Here is a 16,607-nt window from a genome sequence, read left to right as displayed (position 1 = left end):
CATGCGCCGCCAAGGCTGTGCCGCGCTGCTCCTGCTCTGTGCGGGCAGTGCGCCGCTGCCGCTGACCGCAGCGACGAGCCAGAGCTTTCAGGTCAGCGCCACGGTCACTGCCGGGTGTCTGGTGGTGGGCGGGGTGTCGAACTATGGCGGGCTGAATTTCGGTTCGCGTTCGGCACTGGCCACCGGCACCGTGGAGGTCGCGCTGACCGGTGGCGTGCAGTTGCAATGCACGCCGGGTGTGACGCTGAACATGAGTGTCGATGGCGGCCAGTACAACAGCAGTGGCCGGCACATGCAGGTCAACAGCGGCAGCGCACGGGTGGCGTATGCACTGTTTCGCGATGCGGCGTACAGCCAGAGCCTGGGCATCGGCCAGAGTGTGGCGGTGGCCTACAGCGATGCGAACAACATCAACCTGCCGATTTACGGTCAGGTGCAATTGCCGGGCAATCAGCCTGGGGGGACGTACAGCGACGTGTTGCAGGTGCAACTGTCGTGGTAAGGCGAAGTTGAATGGCCGACAAGGAGCAGGTTTTTATGGGGTTAGTTACTTCACGGCATTCCTTCGTGCGCTGCGGGATGTGGACGTTGGTCATGCTTGGGGCAAGCCAGGCACACGCGGCCAGTTCGGTGCTGATCTGGCCGATCGATCCGGTGCTGGAGGCTGATCAGCAGGCCAGTGCGCTTTGGCTGGAGAACCGCGGCAGCGAAACCGCCAATCTGCAGATCCGCGTGTTCGGCTGGAGCCAGAGTGGTTTCGCCGAGCAATACCAGAACCAGCGCGACGTCATCGGCAGCCCGCCGGTGGCGAAAATCGAGCCGGGGCAGAAACAATTGGTGCGTCTGACCCGGACAAAAGAAGTGCCGCCGGGACAGGAATTGGCCTACCGGATCATCATCGACGAGATTCCTTCCGCACAACCTGCGAGCGCTGACGGCGGCAAAACCGCTGCGGCGATCCGCTTCCAGATGCGCTACTCGGTGCCGCTGTTTGCCTATGGCGCCGGGCTATGGAGCAAAGAAGACAGCACCCGCGCGCGCGATCCCAAGGGTGTCGGGCTGCCGCAGTTGAGCTGGCGCACGGTGGCCGTGGACGGCAAGCCTTATGTCGAAGTGCGCAATCAGGGCGCGGTGCATGCGCGATTGACCGACGTGGCAATCAAACAGGCTGGGCAGAGCAAACCATTGGCCGAAGGGCTGTTGGGTTACGTGCTGCCCGGCGCAGTGATGCGCTGGCCGGCACCGACGCCGCTGACCAATGATTCGGCGTTGCAGGTACGAGTAAATGGCGCGGCACAGGTGCAGAGCATCACGCCCGCCAGGTGAGTGAGTCGTAGCGCAGACATCTGGCGGCGGCTAAAGCGGTATCAGGAGGATTCAGTCCATTGACGGACGTAAAACGCGTATGAGCCCGGGACGGGTTCGCCGTATTCAGCGTCCGTTGTGGCTCATCACCGGCGCGTGTTGCCTGATGTTCATTCAACCATCCGGGGCCGCCGATCTGCCGCCGCCTCCCAGCGGCATGGAGGCCGTGAGTGATGCACAGTTGTTTCTGGAACTCGTGGTCAACCAGATGAATACCGGGCGAGTGGTGGCGGTGCAGCAGCGCGACGGACGCTTGTTCGTGCCGACGACGGCGTTGCGCGAAACCGGTATGAAACTGCCTGACAGCCTTGGCGCCGAGGTCGATCTCGACAGCCTTGCGGGGCTGCACAGTGACTACGACAGCGTCGGTCAGCGCTTGCTGCTGGACGTGCCGCCGGACTGGCTGCCGGAACAATTCATTGGCAACCGTCAGGCTTACCCGCGCACCCCGGCGCTGAGCAGTTTCGGCGCGCTGTTCAACTATGACCTGTACCTCAACGACACCGACGATGCCGGCACCTATCTGGCGGCGTGGAACGAAGTGCGGCTGTTCGACAGTTGGGGCACGCTGTCCAACACCGGGCAATACCGGCAAACCTTGTCCGGTGATTCGCTCAACACGCTGGACAACGGCTACCTGCGTTACGACACCACGTGGCGTTACTCCGACGACGAGCGAATGCTCACCTACGAGGCCGGTGACGTGATCAGCGGTGCTTTGCCGTGGAGCAGTTCGGTGCGCTTGGGCGGCGTGCAGTTCTCGCGGGATTTTGCGGTACGACCGGATCTGGTGACCTATCCGTTGCCGCAATTTGCCGGCGAAGCGGCGGTGCCGTCCTCGGTGGATCTGTTCATCAATGGCTACAAGTCCAGCAGCGCAGATTTACAGCCCGGGCCGTACACGCTGACCAATATTCCGTTCATCAACGGTGCGGGCGAAGCCGTCGTAGTGACCACTGATGCGCTCGGTCGGCAGGTGTCGACCACGGTGCCGTTCTATGTCACCAGCACCTTGCTGCAAAAAGGCTTGAGCGATTTTTCCGTGGCCGCCGGTACGTTGCGCCGCGACTACGGTTTGAAGGATTTCAACTATGGCCCGGGTGTCACCTCCGGCAGTCTGCGGTATGGCGTCAGCGACAGTTTCACCCTGGAAAGCCATGTCGAAGCTGCCGACTCGCTGACACTGGGCGGCCTCGGCGGCAATCTGCGTCTGGGCAATTTCGGCGTACTCAACAGCGCTGTAAGTCAAAGCCGTTTCGACGGCGAGGGCGGCCAGCAGGTAAGTCTGGGCTATCAATACAGCAACCAGCGTTTCAGCTTTTCCTACCAACGCTTGCAACGTCACGATCAATACGCCGACCTCAGCGTGGTCGACAGCCCGTACATCAGCCTTAGCCGGCGCAGCGAACAGGCGACCCTGAGCCTTAACCTCGACCGCTGGGGCAGTCTCGGCGCCGGTTACTTCGATGTGCGCGCGGCGGACGATTCGCGTACGCGGCTGCTCAACCTCAGTTGGAGTAAGCCGCTGTGGCGCAACAGCAGTTTCTACCTGTCGGCCAATCGCGAGATCGGCGACAGCAACTGGGCGGTGCAGGCGCAGCTGGTGATTCCGTTTGATTTGCGTGGCAGCCTGGCGATCAGCAGCGATCGCAGTAAAACCGGACAGAGCCAGCAGCGGGTCAACTACAGTCGCGCGGTGCCGACCGAGGGTGGCGTGGGTTTCAATCTGGGCTACGCCAAGGGTGACGGCGCCGATTATCGTCAGGCCGACGTCACCTGGCGTCTGCAATCGGTGCAGTTGCAGGCCGGTGTCTACGGTACTTCCGACGCCGAAACCCGTTGGGCCGATGCCAGTGGTTCGCTGGTGTGGATGGACCGTCAGGTGTTCGCCGCCAACCGTATCGACGACGCTTTCGTAGTGGTCAGCACCGATGGTTTTGCCGACATTCCGGTGCGCTACGAAAACCAGCAGGTCGGCCAGACGGACAAGAATGGTCATCTGCTGGTGCCATGGAGCAGCGCTTATTACCGCGGCAAGTATGAAATCGACCCACTGAATCTTCCGGCCAACGTGCGCAGCCCCAATGTCGAACAGCGCATTGCCGTGCGCCGTGGCAGCGGCTATTTGCTGGAGTTTCCGCTGACCCGGGTGATTGCCGCGAGCATCGTGCTGGTCGACGCGCAGCAGCGTGAATTGCCACTGGGCGCGGGCGTGCTGCATGAGCAGAGTGGCACGCGGACGGTGGTCGGGTGGGACGGGCTGGTTTATCTGGAAAACCTCCAGGCGCAGAACTCGCTGCAGGTGACGCTGGCCGATGGCAAGACGTGTCAGGCACAGTTCAGCGTCGACCTGAATCAGGATCAGGTGCCGTTGCTTGGGCCGTTGGTGTGCCAATGATGTTCAAGCGATGGCTATTGGCGCTGGCGCTGATGCTGCCGGGGGCGGTGCAGGCCGCTTGTTCGGTGGTCAGCACCACGCCTGCGGCGTTCGGCTTGCTTAGTTCGATTGCCGTGCGCACGACTTCGCAGCCCAGTTCCACGCTGAACGCAGGTTTGAGCTGCACCGGTTCGCTGCTGTCCCTGCTCACCAGCAATGATCACTTCTGGGGCACTATTTCATCGACGCAAGGCGGTCTGGTCGGGCCGACCGGTGATGTCATCAGTTACACGATCTACGCCAACAACAGCACCAGCTACCCGCTGACCCGCGGCACCGCTTATGACTTCGCGCGAAACGGCATCATCGATGCCTTGGGCCTGCTCAACGGTACGACGCCGAAAACAGTGCCGCTCTACCTCGGTACAACCATTGGCAGCAACGTCGCCGCCGGGGTGTATACCGAGACCCTGAGCATTTTCTGGAACTGGAATTACTGTTCCGGAATCGGCATCGGTGCCATCTGCATCGGGCGCGATATCGCCAATGGCACGACGTCGTTGACGGTGAACCTGACGGTGTCCAACGACTGCACGATTACTGCGCCGAACATTGCCTTCGGCAGCGCGCCGGTGGTCAGCGCTTTTACGCCGGTGACCGGGCAGACGATCAATCTAGCCTGCACCAAGGGCAGTGCCTACACCGTGGGGCTGAGCGACGGGCAGAACGCGGTGAGCGTCGGCGGCCGGCGCCGGATGATTTCCGGGAGCAATTATCTGGCCTACGACATCTTCAAAAGCGCCGGCACCACGCGCTGGGGCAGTGTCGGCACGGCCAGGCGGGCGAGTACCGATGCCGAGGTCAATCCGGGTAACGGGCTGGGCACGGGCAGCCAGATCTTCAACTACAACGCGAAGATCTACACCGACCAGACCACGCCGCCGGCGGGCACTTATCTGGACAATGTGGTGCTCGACGTAGGTTTCTGAGTCTGACGCTGAACCCCTGTGGGAGCGAGCCTGCTCGCGAATGCGGTGTGTCATTCAGCAAAGATGCGACTGATCCGGCGCTTTCGCGAGCAAGCTCGCTCCCACAGGATTTATGCGGTGCGTTCAGAATTGCAGTGATTGCCTGAGCTGTTGCGCCGCCGGCGTGTCAACCGGGCTGACCATGGCGTAGTTGTAGCCGCCGCCCGACCAGTACTCGGCCTGCAAGTCGCCGTCACTGCGGCTCCCACGGGGCAAAAAGGTGTTCTTCGGTCCCGGCGGGCGCACGTAGAAACTCACCTTGTGCCCGCTGCCATCTTCATACATGACCATCGCCGCCGGGCCTTCGTCGGTACTGAGCAGGCGTCCGCTGACCGGTTCGAATCCGGCCGCCTTCAGGTCGGGCAAACGACTGGCCCGGGTGAAATAGCGGTCGAGCCAGCGTTGCATGTCGCCGTCACTGTCGACCTTGTAATCGGCCGGCAGCATGCCTTGCTGGGCAATCAAGCGATAGGCCTGCAAGGCGTCGGTCATCGGCAGCATGGACGGGCGCACAAGGGTCATTTCCCGCGCCTGCCAGCCACTGAATCCGCCGACGCTGACCGCGATCAACAACACCGCCGCACTGGCCAGATGGCGCCGCGCCTGACGCTGGCGGCGCTGGCGGATCATCGCCGGATCAAGGGCTGGATTGGCCGGTTGTTGCAACGCGCCGCTGAGTGCCGCGCGCAAGTGCTGGGCATCCTGTTGCCAGGCACGAACCTGCGCTGCTTCATCGGGGTGACTGGCCAGCCAGGTCTCCAGCACACGCCGGTCGGCGTCGCTGAGCTGGTGGTCGACATAGGCGTGTAAATCACGCTCGTTGGGAGGCAGGCTGATCATTTGAGTATCCGCAAAGAGGGGCTGCTGATTTCGCCGTCGCTGAGTTGGCGCAAGGCCTGGCGGGCGCGGGACAGGCGCGACATCACGGTGCCGATCGGGGCGCCGAGAATCTCGGCGACCTCTTTATAGGAAAGGCCTTCTACCGAGACCATCAGTAGCAGGGCACGCTGTTCGCTGGGCAGGCGGTCGAAGGCTTGCAGGGTCGACTGGGCGATGACGGTGCGCTCGACCGAAGGTTCGGCATCGTCGCGACCGGTGAAGAATTCGAGCATGCGCGCATAGCGTCGGGAGCGACGATGGGCGTCGAGAAACTGCCGATACAGAATCGCAAATAGCCAGGCACGCAAGTCGCCGTCGGCGCGTTTTTCGCCCCAACTCGACAGTGCCCGCTCAAGGCACGCCTGCACCAGATCGTCGGCGCTGCTGCTGTTGCGTGTCAGTGACACGGCAAAGCGGCGCAATCTGGGAATGATTTCTCTCAACTGTTCGTCGAATTCGCTCATGAAATTCTGCTAGTCACTACGCTGTGGACTAGGGAGACGCTCGTCGTTGGAGGTTATTCCACGTGCGGAAAAATAAATACCATCGCGTGGAATAAACCCGGACGAGGTGCGTCTTGCTGATTCTTCCTACTTGTGGCCGATGGCCCTGGAGTTTTTCATGGTTGATCGTTCATCACCCGATGCGACACCGCCCGGCGGGCCGCAGCGCCCGCCACTGAGTGCGGCGAGTCTGGTTCTGCGCCTGGGCGGCATTGCTGTGGTAGTCGCCGCAGTGGCCGGGGCGTTTGCCTACGTTCACGGTAACTTTGACCCACAACGTCTGACGCCAAAAGCGCTGGTCGATGTGTTGGAGAAGAACAACGGCGTGCACCCCGGGTTTCGCCGTAACCACGCCAAAGGCGTGTGTGTGATCGGCCATTTCGAGAGCAGTGGTGAGGCTCGGGTGTTTTCGACCGCGCAGGTGTTCAACGAGCCGCAGACCCCGGTGGTCGGGCGTTTCGCGCTGCCAGCGGGCAATCCCTATGCACCGGACAGCAGTGTGCCGATTCGCAGTCTGGCGCTGCGTTTCACCCAGGCCAATGGGCAGCAGTGGCGTACCGGGATGAACAGCATGCCGGTGTTTCCGGTCGGGACGCCTGAGGCGTTCTATCAATTGCAGCAGGCGCAGTCGCCGGATCCGGCCACCGGTAAACCTGATCCGGCGAAGGTGCCGGCGTTCTTCGCCTCGCATCCGGAAACCGTGCCGTTTCTGACCTGGGTGAAGACGGCCAAACCTTCGGCCAGTTACGCCACCGAAACCTATAACAGCGTCAACGCGTTTTATCTGGTCGACGCCAGCGGAAAAAAACAGGCTGTGCGCTGGAGCATGACGCCGTTGGCACGCGATGCTGCGGGCGCCAGTGCGCCTGAGGGCGGCGATTTTCTCGAGAAGGATCTGGTGCAACGATTGGCGGCGGCGCCGCTGCGCTTTCAGTTGAATATCACCCTGGCCAGTCCGGAGGACCCGGTAAACGACGCCAGCAAGACCTGGCCCGAGGGGCGCAAAGTGTTGAACGCGGGCACGCTGGTGCTGGAAAAAACCCAGCCGCAACTGAGCGGCGAATGCCGTGATATCAACTATGACCCGCTGGTGCTGCCGGCCGGGATCCAAGGTTCCGCCGACCCATTGCTCGCGGCGCGTTCCGCCGGTTACGCCAATTCCTACTTGCGTCGCACCAGCGAAGTCAGCCAGTTGCCCGCCGCTAAACAGGAGGCTCGCCCATGAGAACCCAACCGACGCATTTCGCATTGTTGGCGCGGCTGCTGCACTGGCTGATGGCGGTCATGATCATCGCCATGCTGTTTATCGGCGCCGGCATGGTCACCTCGGTTTCCGAACGACATGAGTGGCTGATCCATCTGCACAAACCGCTGGGCATCGCGATTCTGGCGCTGGTCATCGTGCGTTTGCTGGTGCGGCTCACCACGCGCCAGCCACCACTGCCAGCGGATCTTCCGGGCTGGCAAGTGCTGGCGGCGAAGGCTTCGCATCTGTTGCTGTACGCGTTGATGCTGGTGTTGCCGTTGCTCGGTTGGGCGATGATCAGCGCCTCGGGTGAACCGGTGATGCTCAGCACAACGTTGCAGTTGCCAGCGATCGTTCCGGCCGATGCGCAGTTGTTCGCGTTTCTGCGCAAGGCTCACGGCTATCTGGCCTATCTGCTGTTCCTGACGGTGCTGCTGCACCTGGCAGCGGCGCTGTTTCATGGCTGGGTCCGCCGCGACGAGGTGCTCGACAGCATGTTGCGCGGTCGCGATCGCACCTAACCCGCTTGAGCGGCGCATCGTGCCGGTGCGCCGCTTTTCAGGGTCAGCCACCAGTAAGCCAGCGCCACGGCGTTGATGGCCGCGCCGAGCAGGCACACGCCGATCCAGCCGGCCCACGCATACATCGCGGTCGAGCCGATTGAACCGAGCGCGCTACCGATCGAGTAGAACAGCATGTAACCGGCGGTGAGGCGGCTTTGCGCTTCAGGGCGCACGCTGTAGATCATGCTCTGGCTGGTGACGTGCACGGCTTGCAAGCCCAGATCCAGGGTGATCACGCCGAGCAGCAGCGCCCACAGCGAGGATTGGGTGAGGGCGATCGGCAGCCATGAAGCGAGCATCAGCAACAGCGAAAGACCGCTGACCCATTGCCCGAGACCGCGATCCGCCAGATGCCCGGCGCGTGCGGCTGCCAGTGCACCGGCAGCGCCGGCTAGTCCGAACAGTCCGATTTCACTGTGCGACAAGGACAGTGGCGGGGCGGCCAGGGGCAACACCATCGGCGTCCACAGCACCATCGCACTGGCGAAGGTCAGCAGGGCGAGGATCGCGCGTTGGCGCAGCACCGGTTCTTCTTTGAACAGGCTGAAAACCGAGGCGATCAGTGCGATGTAGCCCGTCGACGGTTGCGTGGATTCATCCTTGGGCAGGACGCGAAACAGCAGTAGCGCCATCAACAGTGTCAGCCCGGCTGACAGAAAGTAGATCGCTCGCCACCCCGCCAGATCGGCCATGCCACCGGCGACCGTGCGTGCCAACAAGATGCCGACGACGATGCCGCTGGTGACCACCCCGACCACGCGCCCGCGCTGGGCCGGGAGCGCCAGAGTGGCGGCGTAAGCCACCAGCACCTGCGTGACCACCGCGAGTAGCCCGGTCAACGTCATGCCGAGCAGCAGCCAGACACTGCTGGGCGCCAGCGCGATCATCAACAACGCCACAGCCGACAGCAGTGTTTGGCAGACGATCAATTTGCGCCGGTTGAGCAGGTCGCCGAGAGGGACCAGTAGCACCAGACCGATGCCGTAGCCGACTTGCGTCAGGGTGATGACGATGCCGATGGTTGCCGGCGACAGGGCAAACGCCTCGGCCATGGCGTCCAGCAATGGCTGGGCGTAATACACGTTGCCCACGGCCAGACCGCAGGCCACAGAGAAAAGTAAAACGGCGCTGCTTTTGAGAGGTTTCATATCCCGCATCCTTTTAGGTTTCAAAATAAAACCTTGATCACGGTATTGGTGCAGGTTTTATTTTGCAACCTGTTTGCGCGAGAGTGCGAATGGCAGAAAGCAAAAGATCGCAGACAAACTGCGATCTTTTGCAGGACGGGGGAGGAAATCAGCGCAAGGTATCAACCATGTCGGCGATGGTGGTCAGCACGTCTTTGCCCAGTTGCTTCGAGCGTTTGCCCGACCAGCCGGTGACTTTGTCGGGATGGTCGTCGTGATCCTTGAACGGCATTTCCAGGGTCAGCGACAGGCAGTCGTATTTCTGCCCGACGCTGTTGCACGCCAGGGTCATATTTGCCTGACCCGGTTCGTCGCGGGTGTAGCCGTACTTGGTCTGGAAGTCTTTGGTGGTGTGTTTCAGGTGATTGCGGAAGTGCTCTTCGAGCTTCTCGATGCGCGGCGTGTAGCCCGGATTGCCTTCGCAGCCGGCGGTAAATACATGAGGAATGGTTTCATCGCCGTGGGCGTCCAGAAACAGATCGACGCCGTATTTTTCCATTTGCTGCTGGACGAAGAGCACCTCGGGACTGATCTCCTGGCTGGCGTTCTGCCAAGCCCGGTTCAAATCCTGCCCCATGGCGTTGGTGCGCAGGTGGCCGTGGAACGCGCCGTCCGGATTCATGTTCGGCACCAGGTACAGATCGGCACTGGCGAGCAGCTTGTTCAGCACCGGATCATCGTGCCTTTCCAGGCGCTCGATCACGCCTTCCATAAACCATTCGGCCATGTGCTCGCCGGGATGTTGCTGAGCGATGATCCAGATTTTGCGTTGGCCTTCGGCGCCCGTGCCTTTGCGCAGTAATTGAATGTCGCGACCTTCGACACTTTTACCGGTAGCCAGTAATTCGGTGCCGGCCTTGCCCAGTGCCTGCTCGATCAGCCAGTCGTGACGGCCACGGCTGTAGGGTTCGAAATAGGCGAACCAAGCGTGGGTCTGGGTGGCTTCGAGGCAAAAGCGCAGGCAGTCGCCTTCGTAAATAGTCGGCACGCGGAACCAGTTGACGTGATCGTAGGACGCTACGGCCTGATAACCGGGCCAGCCCTTGCTGTACGTGGATTGGCTGGCGTTGTTCAGGCGGAACCAGTGTTCCTGGCCGACATGCAGACCGCTGGCCTTGAAGTGAAACCACTGAAAATGAGCGCTGCGGGTATCCGGACGAATGGCCAGAACCGGATTGAGTGGATTGCTGATGTCGATGACTTGGATGTTGCCGCTGTCGAAGTTGGCGCTGATGTCGAACGAAGATTTGGCCACGGTCATAATCGATTCCTGAATATGATTTTTATGGCCGTTACTGTACACGCAGGCAGGGCTGAAACCGAGGGGAATTGCGGGGTGTGGCGGGGGGCGTCCTCCATGACGCGCAGGCAGCTTAGAGGCTGTGCGATTGATTCTCAAGTGCTAATTGTCATTAGTTTGCCCCAATGTGGCCGGGCTTGGCTTGTCATTCGATATTCTTTTGATATTATCCGCGCCATCGAATTTGCAGCACCTAAAGACTTCATTAGCCTGAAGCCACAAGCCCGAAAAACGGGCAAAAAAAAGACCCGGCAAAAAGCCGGGTCAAAAACCGTGATTAGCCTGATGAGGAGATAGTCCAGAAGACCGACCTAAGGTCTCTGGTCTATCGACTGATCTCGCGATCAGCTGCATGCAATAATAATCATTATCATTTGCAAGTCAAATGTTTTTATCTGCGCGATTGGAAAATTCTTTCCTGTCCGTCTGTATTTCCGTTCCTCAGGCTCCATCGCCATCGAGAGAATGGTCGACCATCGCCCGCGCCATATCCACCATGTGCACCACTGAAAATGCCAGGTCGCGGCTCGCGCCTTGCAGGTTTTCCGCTGCCTTGAACGCCGTGGCCGCTGCACAGCGCAGCAAGTCCGACGCATGCACCAGGGCTTCTTCGCCACTGAGATGGCGCCTGACATCAAAAAAACGTTCGTCGACCGTCGGTTCTGACACAGCTGGTTTCAAGTAATAGTCCAGCGCTCGCTGCGCTGCCGCGTTGCCTTGGGGCGAGGTGAAGGTGGTGTCCATTTGCAGATCGGGCAAGTCTTTGCTGCTGATATTCATGATGAAGAGGCACTCCTTGAGCGATTGAAAATCCGTGCGCTCAGAATAGTACTCTGCGTAGTTGTGACCAGAATTTAAATACTACAATATGTGTTTTGCTGGCCGAAGGCGTCCACGTAAGGTGCTGCACATGGATAAATGGATTGAGTTGGTCAAGGCCAAGATGAGTGAACTCAAAATCACTCAAACAGAGCTCGGAGAGCGCGTCGGCATGTCCCAGGGCGGGATCGGCCATTGGCTGAACAAGCGTCGCGAACCCGGTATCACCGAAATGAACCGCGTGCTGCAAGCACTGGGTATGGATTTTCTCGAAGTGGTGCTGGTCATCCGTGAACCGCAACCCACAGCCGACGACGAGATGCCACTGGCGCAGAAGTACAACCCGTACTTCCGTTACCCGGTCAGCGATTGGCAGACGACGTGCGAGGTGCGCGAAAACGATCCGGCGTCCTACGCCAAGGCGTCCGGCAAGCAGCGTTTCGAACTGACGGATTACCACGCGCGTGGCCCGGCGTTCTGGTTGACGGTGACAGGGGATTCAATGACCGCCCCCAGTGGCCAGAGCATCGCCGAAGGCATGCTGATTCTGGTCGACCCGGCAGCGGAGGCGGTGCCCGGCAAACTGGTGATCGCCCAGTGGTCCGACAGTCCTGAAGCGATTTTTCGCAAACTCGACGAAGAGGGCGGCCAGCGTTACCTGGTGCCGCTCAATCCGACGTGGCCGAAGGCCCTGCTGACCGATGAGTGTCGAATCATCGGTGTTGTGGTTCAGGCAACGGCGCGTTACTAGTCAGATCGATCCTCGCCAGGCGTAGGATCGATCCTTACATTCACACTTCTTCCAGTTCAACCAAAGCGCTGCCTTCGCCAACCATTTCACCTTCCTGGCAATACAGTGCTTTGATCACCCCGGCATGCGGCGCACGGATGCTGTGCTCCATCTTCATCGCCTCCAGCACCACCAGTTGCGCACCGGCCTCGACCGATTGCCCGGCCTCCACCAACACGCGAACAATGCTGCCATTCATGGGCGCGGTCAGGCCGCCCTGATGGCTGTGGCTGGCCTCGACGGCGCTAATCGGATCGTACGTCTCGACACGGCGCAACTCGCCTTCCCATTGCAGGTACAACGCATCGCCTTGGCGAATTGCCCGCAACGTACGACGAACGCCTTCGTGCTCGACGATGAGTGCTTCGCCGGACAGTCTGGCATGGCCGGCAGCATTCAGCGTCAAGGCGCGATCCTGCCCCTCGCAACTCAAATGCAGGGTGATTTCCTGCGGCAGCCCCGCACGCAAACCGCTGTTGAGTGACCACGGCGAAGCAGGATCATCCTGGCGTGCAAGCTGGGGCAGACTCTGTGCCACCGCTTGCGCTGCGGCCTCCCAGAACGCATCGCTCAGCGTGCCCGGAGCCGGCAGCAATTGCTCCTGATAACGCGGAATAAACCCGGTATCCAGTTCTGCTGCCGCAAACGCCGGGTGCGCGATGATCCGCCGCAGAAAGTTGATGTTGGTTTTCAATCCGCCGATCGCAAATTCGTCGAGCATGCTCAACAAGCGCAACCTGGCCTGTTCGCGATCCTCGCCCCAGGCAATCAGCTTGCCGAGCATCGGGTCGTAGAACGGTGAAATTTCATCGCCTGCTTCGACCCCGCTATCGACACGGCGCCCTGGCCCTTCAGCCGATTCGCGGTACAGCGCCAGACGCCCGGTCGCTGGCAGAAAATCATTCGCAGGATCCTCGGCGTACAAGCGCACTTCGATCGCATGACCGTTCAACGGCACTTGTTCCTGATTGATCGGCAACGCCTCACCACGGGCAACGCGGATTTGCCACGCCACCAGATCGAGACCGGTGATGGCCTCGGTCACCGGGTGTTCGACTTGCAGCCGCGTGTTCATCTCCATAAAGAAGAATTCGCCACGCGCATCCAGCAGAAACTCCACGGTACCGGCGCCGACATAACCGATCGCCTGCGCCGAGCGCACGGCCGCTTCGCCCATGGCGCGACGCAGCTCTACCGTCAGGCCCGGTGCCGGTGCTTCTTCGACGACTTTTTGGTGGCGACGCTGGATCGAGCAATCACGCTCATTGAGGTACAGGCAATTGCCATGCTGATCGGCGAATACCTGGATTTCCACATGACGTGGCTTGAGCAGGTATTTCTCCACCAGCATCCGCGAATCGCCGAACGACGACTGCGCTTCCCGCTGAGCAGAGGCGAGGGCTTCGGCCAACTGACTGACATCCTCGACCACTTTCATGCCTTTGCCGCCGCCGCCCGCCGTGGCCTTGAGCAGCACCGGGTAACCAATGCGTTCGCAGGCATCACGGAAGGTGTCGAGATCCTGCGCTTCGCCGTGATAACCCGGCACCAGCGGCACACCGGCTGTTTCCATCAGCGCTTTGGCGGCGGACTTGCTGCCCATGGCATCGATGGCCGAGGCGGGCGGGCCGAGGAAAATCAGCCCGGCCGCTTCGATGGCGCGAGCGAATCCGGCGTTTTCCGAAAGAAACCCGTAGCCCGGATGAATCGCCTGAGCGCCACTGGCCTTGGCCGCCGCGATCAATTTGTCGATCTGCAGGTAACTGTCGGCCGCTTTGCTGCCACCGAGATCGACACGAATGTCCGCTTCACGACTGTGCCGCGCCTCGCGGTCGGTGGCGCTGTGCACCGCAACGGTGGTCAGGCCCAAGGCTTTGGCGGTGCGCATCACGCGGCAAGCGATTTCGCCACGGTTGGCCACCAGCAGGGTGGTGAGAACAGGTGCGCTCATCAACGCGGCTCCTTGGTGGTGGTTGCGGCTTGCCAACTCGGCGGACGTTTTTGCAGAAAGGCGCGCAAGCCTTCCTGGCCTTCAGGGCTGACGCGGATACGGGCGATGGCGTTTTCGGTGTAGCGACGCAGCGCCGGGGTCAGCGAGCCGTTGCCGACTTCACGCAGCAAGTCCTTGCTGGCGCGCATGGCGGCGGGGCTGTTGAGCAGCAGGTTGTTGATCCACTGTTCGACCTGTTGATCCAGTTCAGCGGCGGGATAGCTTTCGGACAACAAACCGAGTTCCCGCGCCCGTTGCCCGCCAAAACGTTCAGCGGTCAGCGCATATCGTCGTGCCGCACGTTCGCCAATCGCTTGAACCACGAACGGACTGATCACCGCTGGCGCTAGACCGATGCGCACTTCCGACAGACAGAACTGCGCATCATCGGCGCCAATCGCCATGTCGCAGCAACTGATCAATCCCAGCGCGCCGCCGAACGCTGCACCTTGCACCACGGCCACGGTGGGGATTTTCAGCTTGGCGAGGTTGTACATCAGCTCCGCCAGTTCGCGGGCGTCATCGAGGTTGGTGTGGTAATCGAGTTCGGCCGATTGCTGCATCCACGCAAGGTCGGCGCCGGCGCTGAAATGCTTGCCACGGCCGCGCACCAGCAGGAAACGCAGGCTGGCGTCGCTGGCGACCTTGTCCAGCGCGAGGATCAGCTCGCGGATCATTTCGGCATTGAACGCGTTGTTCTTTTCCGCTCGGTTGAGCCAAAGCGTCGCATATCCGCGTGGGTCGCTGTGCAGTTCGAGGGTGTTGAAATCGCTCATATTCATCCGTCTCCACGGTTCCTGTGGGAGTGAGCCAGCTCGCGAAAGCGATGTATCAGTCGACGTATCCGCGACCTGACAAAGCGTATTCGCGAGCAGGCTCGCTCCCACAAAAAATCACATCCGGAACACGCCGAAGCGGCTCGGTTCGATTGGCGCGTTCAGCGACGCGGACAAGGCCAGGGCCAGCACGTCGCGGGTCTGCGCCGGGTCGATGACGCCGTCGTCCCACAGCCGTGCGCTGGAATAGTAGGGGTGACCCTGCTCTTCGTACTGGTCGAGGATCGGTTGCTTGATCTCGGTTTCCTGCTCGGCACTGAATGCCTGGCCACTGCGTTCAGCCTGCTCACGCTTGACCTGCACCAACACGCCCGCCGCCTGTTCGGCACCCATCACGCCGATCCGCGCGTTCGGCCACATCCACAGGAAACGCGGGTCGTAAGCGCGCCCGCACATGCCGTAGTTACCGGCGCCAAAGCTGCCGCCGATGATCACGGTGAATTTCGGCACTTTCGCGCAAGCCACCGCCGTTACCAGTTTCGCACCATGTTTGGCGATGCCGCCGGCCTCATATTTCTGACCGACCATAAAACCGGTGATGTTCTGCAGAAACAGCAGCGGAATGCCGCGCTGGCAGGCCAGTTCAATGAAGTGCGCGCCTTTCTGCGCGGCTTCGGCAAAGAGGATGCCGTTGTTCGCCAGTATCGCGATCGGGTAGCCGTGCAGATGCGCAAAGCCACACACCAGCGTGGTGCCGAATAAAGCCTTGAATTCATCGAACACCGAGCCGTCGACCAATCGTGCAATCACTTCGCGCACATCGAACGGCTGCTTGGCATCGGCGGAAACCACGCCATACAACTCATCGCTGGCGTACAACGGCGCAATCGGCGCGCGTTGCTGCACTTCACCGAGCTTGCGCCAGTTGAGGTTGGCGACGCTGCGGCGGGCGAGAGCGAGGGCGTGTTCGTCACTTTCGGCGTAGTGGTCGGCGACGCCGGAAATCTTGCAGTGCACATCGGCGCCACCCAGATCCTCGGCGCTGACCACTTCACCGGTCGCGGCTTTTACCAGCGGCGGGCCGGCGAGGAAAATCGTCGCCTGATTGCGCACCATGATCGCTTCGTCGGCCATCGCCGGCACATAGGCACCGCCGGCAGTGCACGAGCCCATGACCACGGCAATCTGCGGAATGCCCATCGCGCTCATGTTGGCCTGGTTGAAGAAGATCCGCCCGAAGTGCTCGCGGTCCGGAAACACTTCGTCCTGACGGGGCAGGTTGGCGCCGCCGGAGTCCACCAGATAGATGCACGGCAGGCGATTCTGCTGAGCGATGGTTTGCGCGCGCAGGTGTTTCTTCACGGTCAGCGGATAGTACGAGCCACCCTTCACCGTCGCGTCGTTTGCGACGATCATGCATTCGACGCCTTCGACACGACCGATCCCGGCGATCACACCAGCAGCCGGGACGTCTTCGCCATACACGGCGTGGGCGGCCAGTTGGCTGATTTCCAGAAACGGCGAGCCTGGATCGAGCAAGCGGTTGATGCGCTCACGTGGCAGCAGTTTGCCGCGCGAGGTGTGGCGTTCCTGAGCTTTCGCGCCGCCACCCTGCGCCACATGGGCGAGCAGGGTGTGCAGGGCGTCGACCTGTTTGAGCATCGCCGCGCTGTTGGCAGCGAACTCTGCCGAACGGGGATTGAGCTGAGTGTGCAGGATCATGGGCTACTCCGTAGCAGCTTCGAGTTGCAAGCTACAAGCTACAAGTTGAAGCAAGAGCGCGG

At 61.2% G+C, this 16,607-nt stretch carries 15 protein-coding genes; 7 read left to right on the top strand and 8 right to left on the bottom strand.

Features of this window, described 5'->3' with window-relative positions:
• Position 1 precedes the first annotated feature (1 nt).
• The 4 genes from ACZZ0G_RS01055 (at position 2) to ACZZ0G_RS01040 (ending at position 4,731) form a co-directional block, all read left to right on the top strand.
• Positions 2 to 502 carry a Csu type fimbrial protein gene (locus ACZZ0G_RS01055; RefSeq protein WP_463554993.1) on the top strand — a complete coding sequence of 167 codons (501 nt, stop codon included), beginning with the start codon at positions 2 to 4 and terminating at the stop codon, positions 500 to 502.
• A 35-nt stretch (positions 503 to 537) separates the two neighbouring features.
• Positions 538 to 1,326 carry a fimbrial biogenesis chaperone gene (locus tag ACZZ0G_RS01050; protein WP_463554992.1) on the top strand — a complete coding sequence of 263 codons (789 nt, stop codon included), beginning with the start codon at positions 538 to 540 and terminating at the stop codon, positions 1,324 to 1,326.
• Positions 1,327 to 1,405: 79 nt separating this feature from the next.
• On the top strand, positions 1,406 to 3,763 hold the full coding sequence (locus ACZZ0G_RS01045; protein ID WP_463554991.1) for a fimbria/pilus outer membrane usher protein: 2,358 nt from the start codon (positions 1,406 to 1,408) through the stop codon (positions 3,761 to 3,763).
• On the top strand, positions 3,760 to 4,731 hold the full coding sequence (locus ACZZ0G_RS01040) for a Csu type fimbrial protein (RefSeq protein WP_463554990.1): 972 nt from the start codon (positions 3,760 to 3,762) through the stop codon (positions 4,729 to 4,731). The genes ACZZ0G_RS01045 and ACZZ0G_RS01040 overlap by 4 nt, the downstream gene beginning before the upstream one ends.
• A gap of 123 nt (positions 4,732 to 4,854) precedes the next feature.
• Here the strand turns inward: ACZZ0G_RS01040 and ACZZ0G_RS01035 are convergent, their stop codons facing one another.
• Both ACZZ0G_RS01035 and ACZZ0G_RS01030 read right to left on the bottom strand, forming a co-directional pair.
• On the bottom strand, positions 4,855 to 5,610 hold the full coding sequence (locus tag ACZZ0G_RS01035; protein WP_463554989.1) for an anti-sigma factor family protein: 756 nt from the start codon (positions 5,608 to 5,610) through the stop codon (positions 4,855 to 4,857).
• The gene (locus ACZZ0G_RS01030; RefSeq protein ID WP_463554988.1) at positions 5,607 to 6,113 is read right to left on the bottom strand and encodes a sigma-70 family RNA polymerase sigma factor; all 507 of its coding nucleotides are present in this window, start codon (positions 6,111 to 6,113) and stop codon (positions 5,607 to 5,609) included. The genes ACZZ0G_RS01035 and ACZZ0G_RS01030 overlap by 4 nt, the downstream gene beginning before the upstream one ends.
• A gap of 157 nt (positions 6,114 to 6,270) precedes the next feature.
• Between ACZZ0G_RS01030 and ACZZ0G_RS01025 the strand changes: the two genes are divergently transcribed.
• Both ACZZ0G_RS01025 and ACZZ0G_RS01020 read left to right on the top strand, forming a co-directional pair.
• On the top strand, positions 6,271 to 7,377 hold the full coding sequence (locus ACZZ0G_RS01025; protein ID WP_463554987.1) for a catalase family peroxidase: 1,107 nt from the start codon (positions 6,271 to 6,273) through the stop codon (positions 7,375 to 7,377).
• Positions 7,374 to 7,919 carry a cytochrome b gene (locus ACZZ0G_RS01020; RefSeq protein WP_463554986.1) on the top strand — a complete coding sequence of 182 codons (546 nt, stop codon included), beginning with the start codon at positions 7,374 to 7,376 and terminating at the stop codon, positions 7,917 to 7,919. Before ACZZ0G_RS01025 ends, ACZZ0G_RS01020 begins: the two co-directional genes overlap by 4 nt.
• Here the strand turns inward: ACZZ0G_RS01020 and ACZZ0G_RS01015 are convergent.
• The 3 genes from ACZZ0G_RS01015 to ACZZ0G_RS01005 form a co-directional block, all read right to left on the bottom strand.
• On the bottom strand, positions 7,916 to 9,109 hold the full coding sequence (locus ACZZ0G_RS01015) for an MFS transporter (RefSeq protein ID WP_463554985.1): 1,194 nt from the start codon (positions 9,107 to 9,109) through the stop codon (positions 7,916 to 7,918). The genes ACZZ0G_RS01020 and ACZZ0G_RS01015 overlap by 4 nt on opposite strands.
• 148 nt (positions 9,110 to 9,257) lie before the next feature.
• Positions 9,258 to 10,409, bottom strand: a complete 1,152-nt coding sequence (locus ACZZ0G_RS01010; RefSeq protein WP_463554984.1) for a M14 family metallopeptidase — start codon at positions 10,407 to 10,409, stop codon at positions 9,258 to 9,260.
• Positions 10,410 to 10,889: 480 nt separating this feature from the next.
• On the bottom strand, positions 10,890 to 11,228 hold the full coding sequence (locus ACZZ0G_RS01005) for a DUF6124 family protein (protein WP_463554983.1): 339 nt from the start codon (positions 11,226 to 11,228) through the stop codon (positions 10,890 to 10,892).
• 130 nt (positions 11,229 to 11,358) lie between these two features.
• On the opposite strand from ACZZ0G_RS01005, the gene ACZZ0G_RS01000 reads away from it, so the two are divergent.
• Positions 11,359 to 12,018, top strand: coding sequence for a LexA family protein (locus ACZZ0G_RS01000; protein WP_463554982.1), 660 nt, complete (start codon positions 11,359 to 11,361; stop codon positions 12,016 to 12,018).
• Between the two features lie 40 nt (positions 12,019 to 12,058).
• Here ACZZ0G_RS01000 and ACZZ0G_RS00995 read toward each other — a convergent pair whose 3' ends face one another.
• From ACZZ0G_RS00995 to ACZZ0G_RS00985, 3 genes are all read right to left on the bottom strand, one after another.
• Positions 12,059 to 14,008 (bottom strand): acetyl/propionyl/methylcrotonyl-CoA carboxylase subunit alpha, encoded by a 1,950-nt coding sequence (locus ACZZ0G_RS00995; protein WP_463554981.1) that lies wholly within the window; start codon positions 14,006 to 14,008, stop codon positions 12,059 to 12,061.
• A complete protein-coding gene (locus ACZZ0G_RS00990; RefSeq protein ID WP_463554980.1) occupies positions 14,008 to 14,823 on the bottom strand; it encodes a gamma-carboxygeranoyl-CoA hydratase in 816 nt (271 codons plus the stop codon). The genes ACZZ0G_RS00995 and ACZZ0G_RS00990 overlap by 1 nt, the downstream gene beginning before the upstream one ends.
• Before the next feature lie 117 nt (positions 14,824 to 14,940).
• Positions 14,941 to 16,545: a carboxyl transferase domain-containing protein gene (locus ACZZ0G_RS00985; protein ID WP_463554979.1), complete on the bottom strand. Its 1,605-nt coding sequence runs from the start codon at positions 16,543 to 16,545 to the stop codon at positions 14,941 to 14,943.
• Between the last annotated feature and the right edge of the window lie 62 nt (positions 16,546 to 16,607).

This window comes from Pseudomonas sp. AC169 (assembly GCF_979258515.1).
Note: the sequence above shows the minus strand (reverse complement) of the source record. Positions and strands in the feature narration are given on the sequence as shown.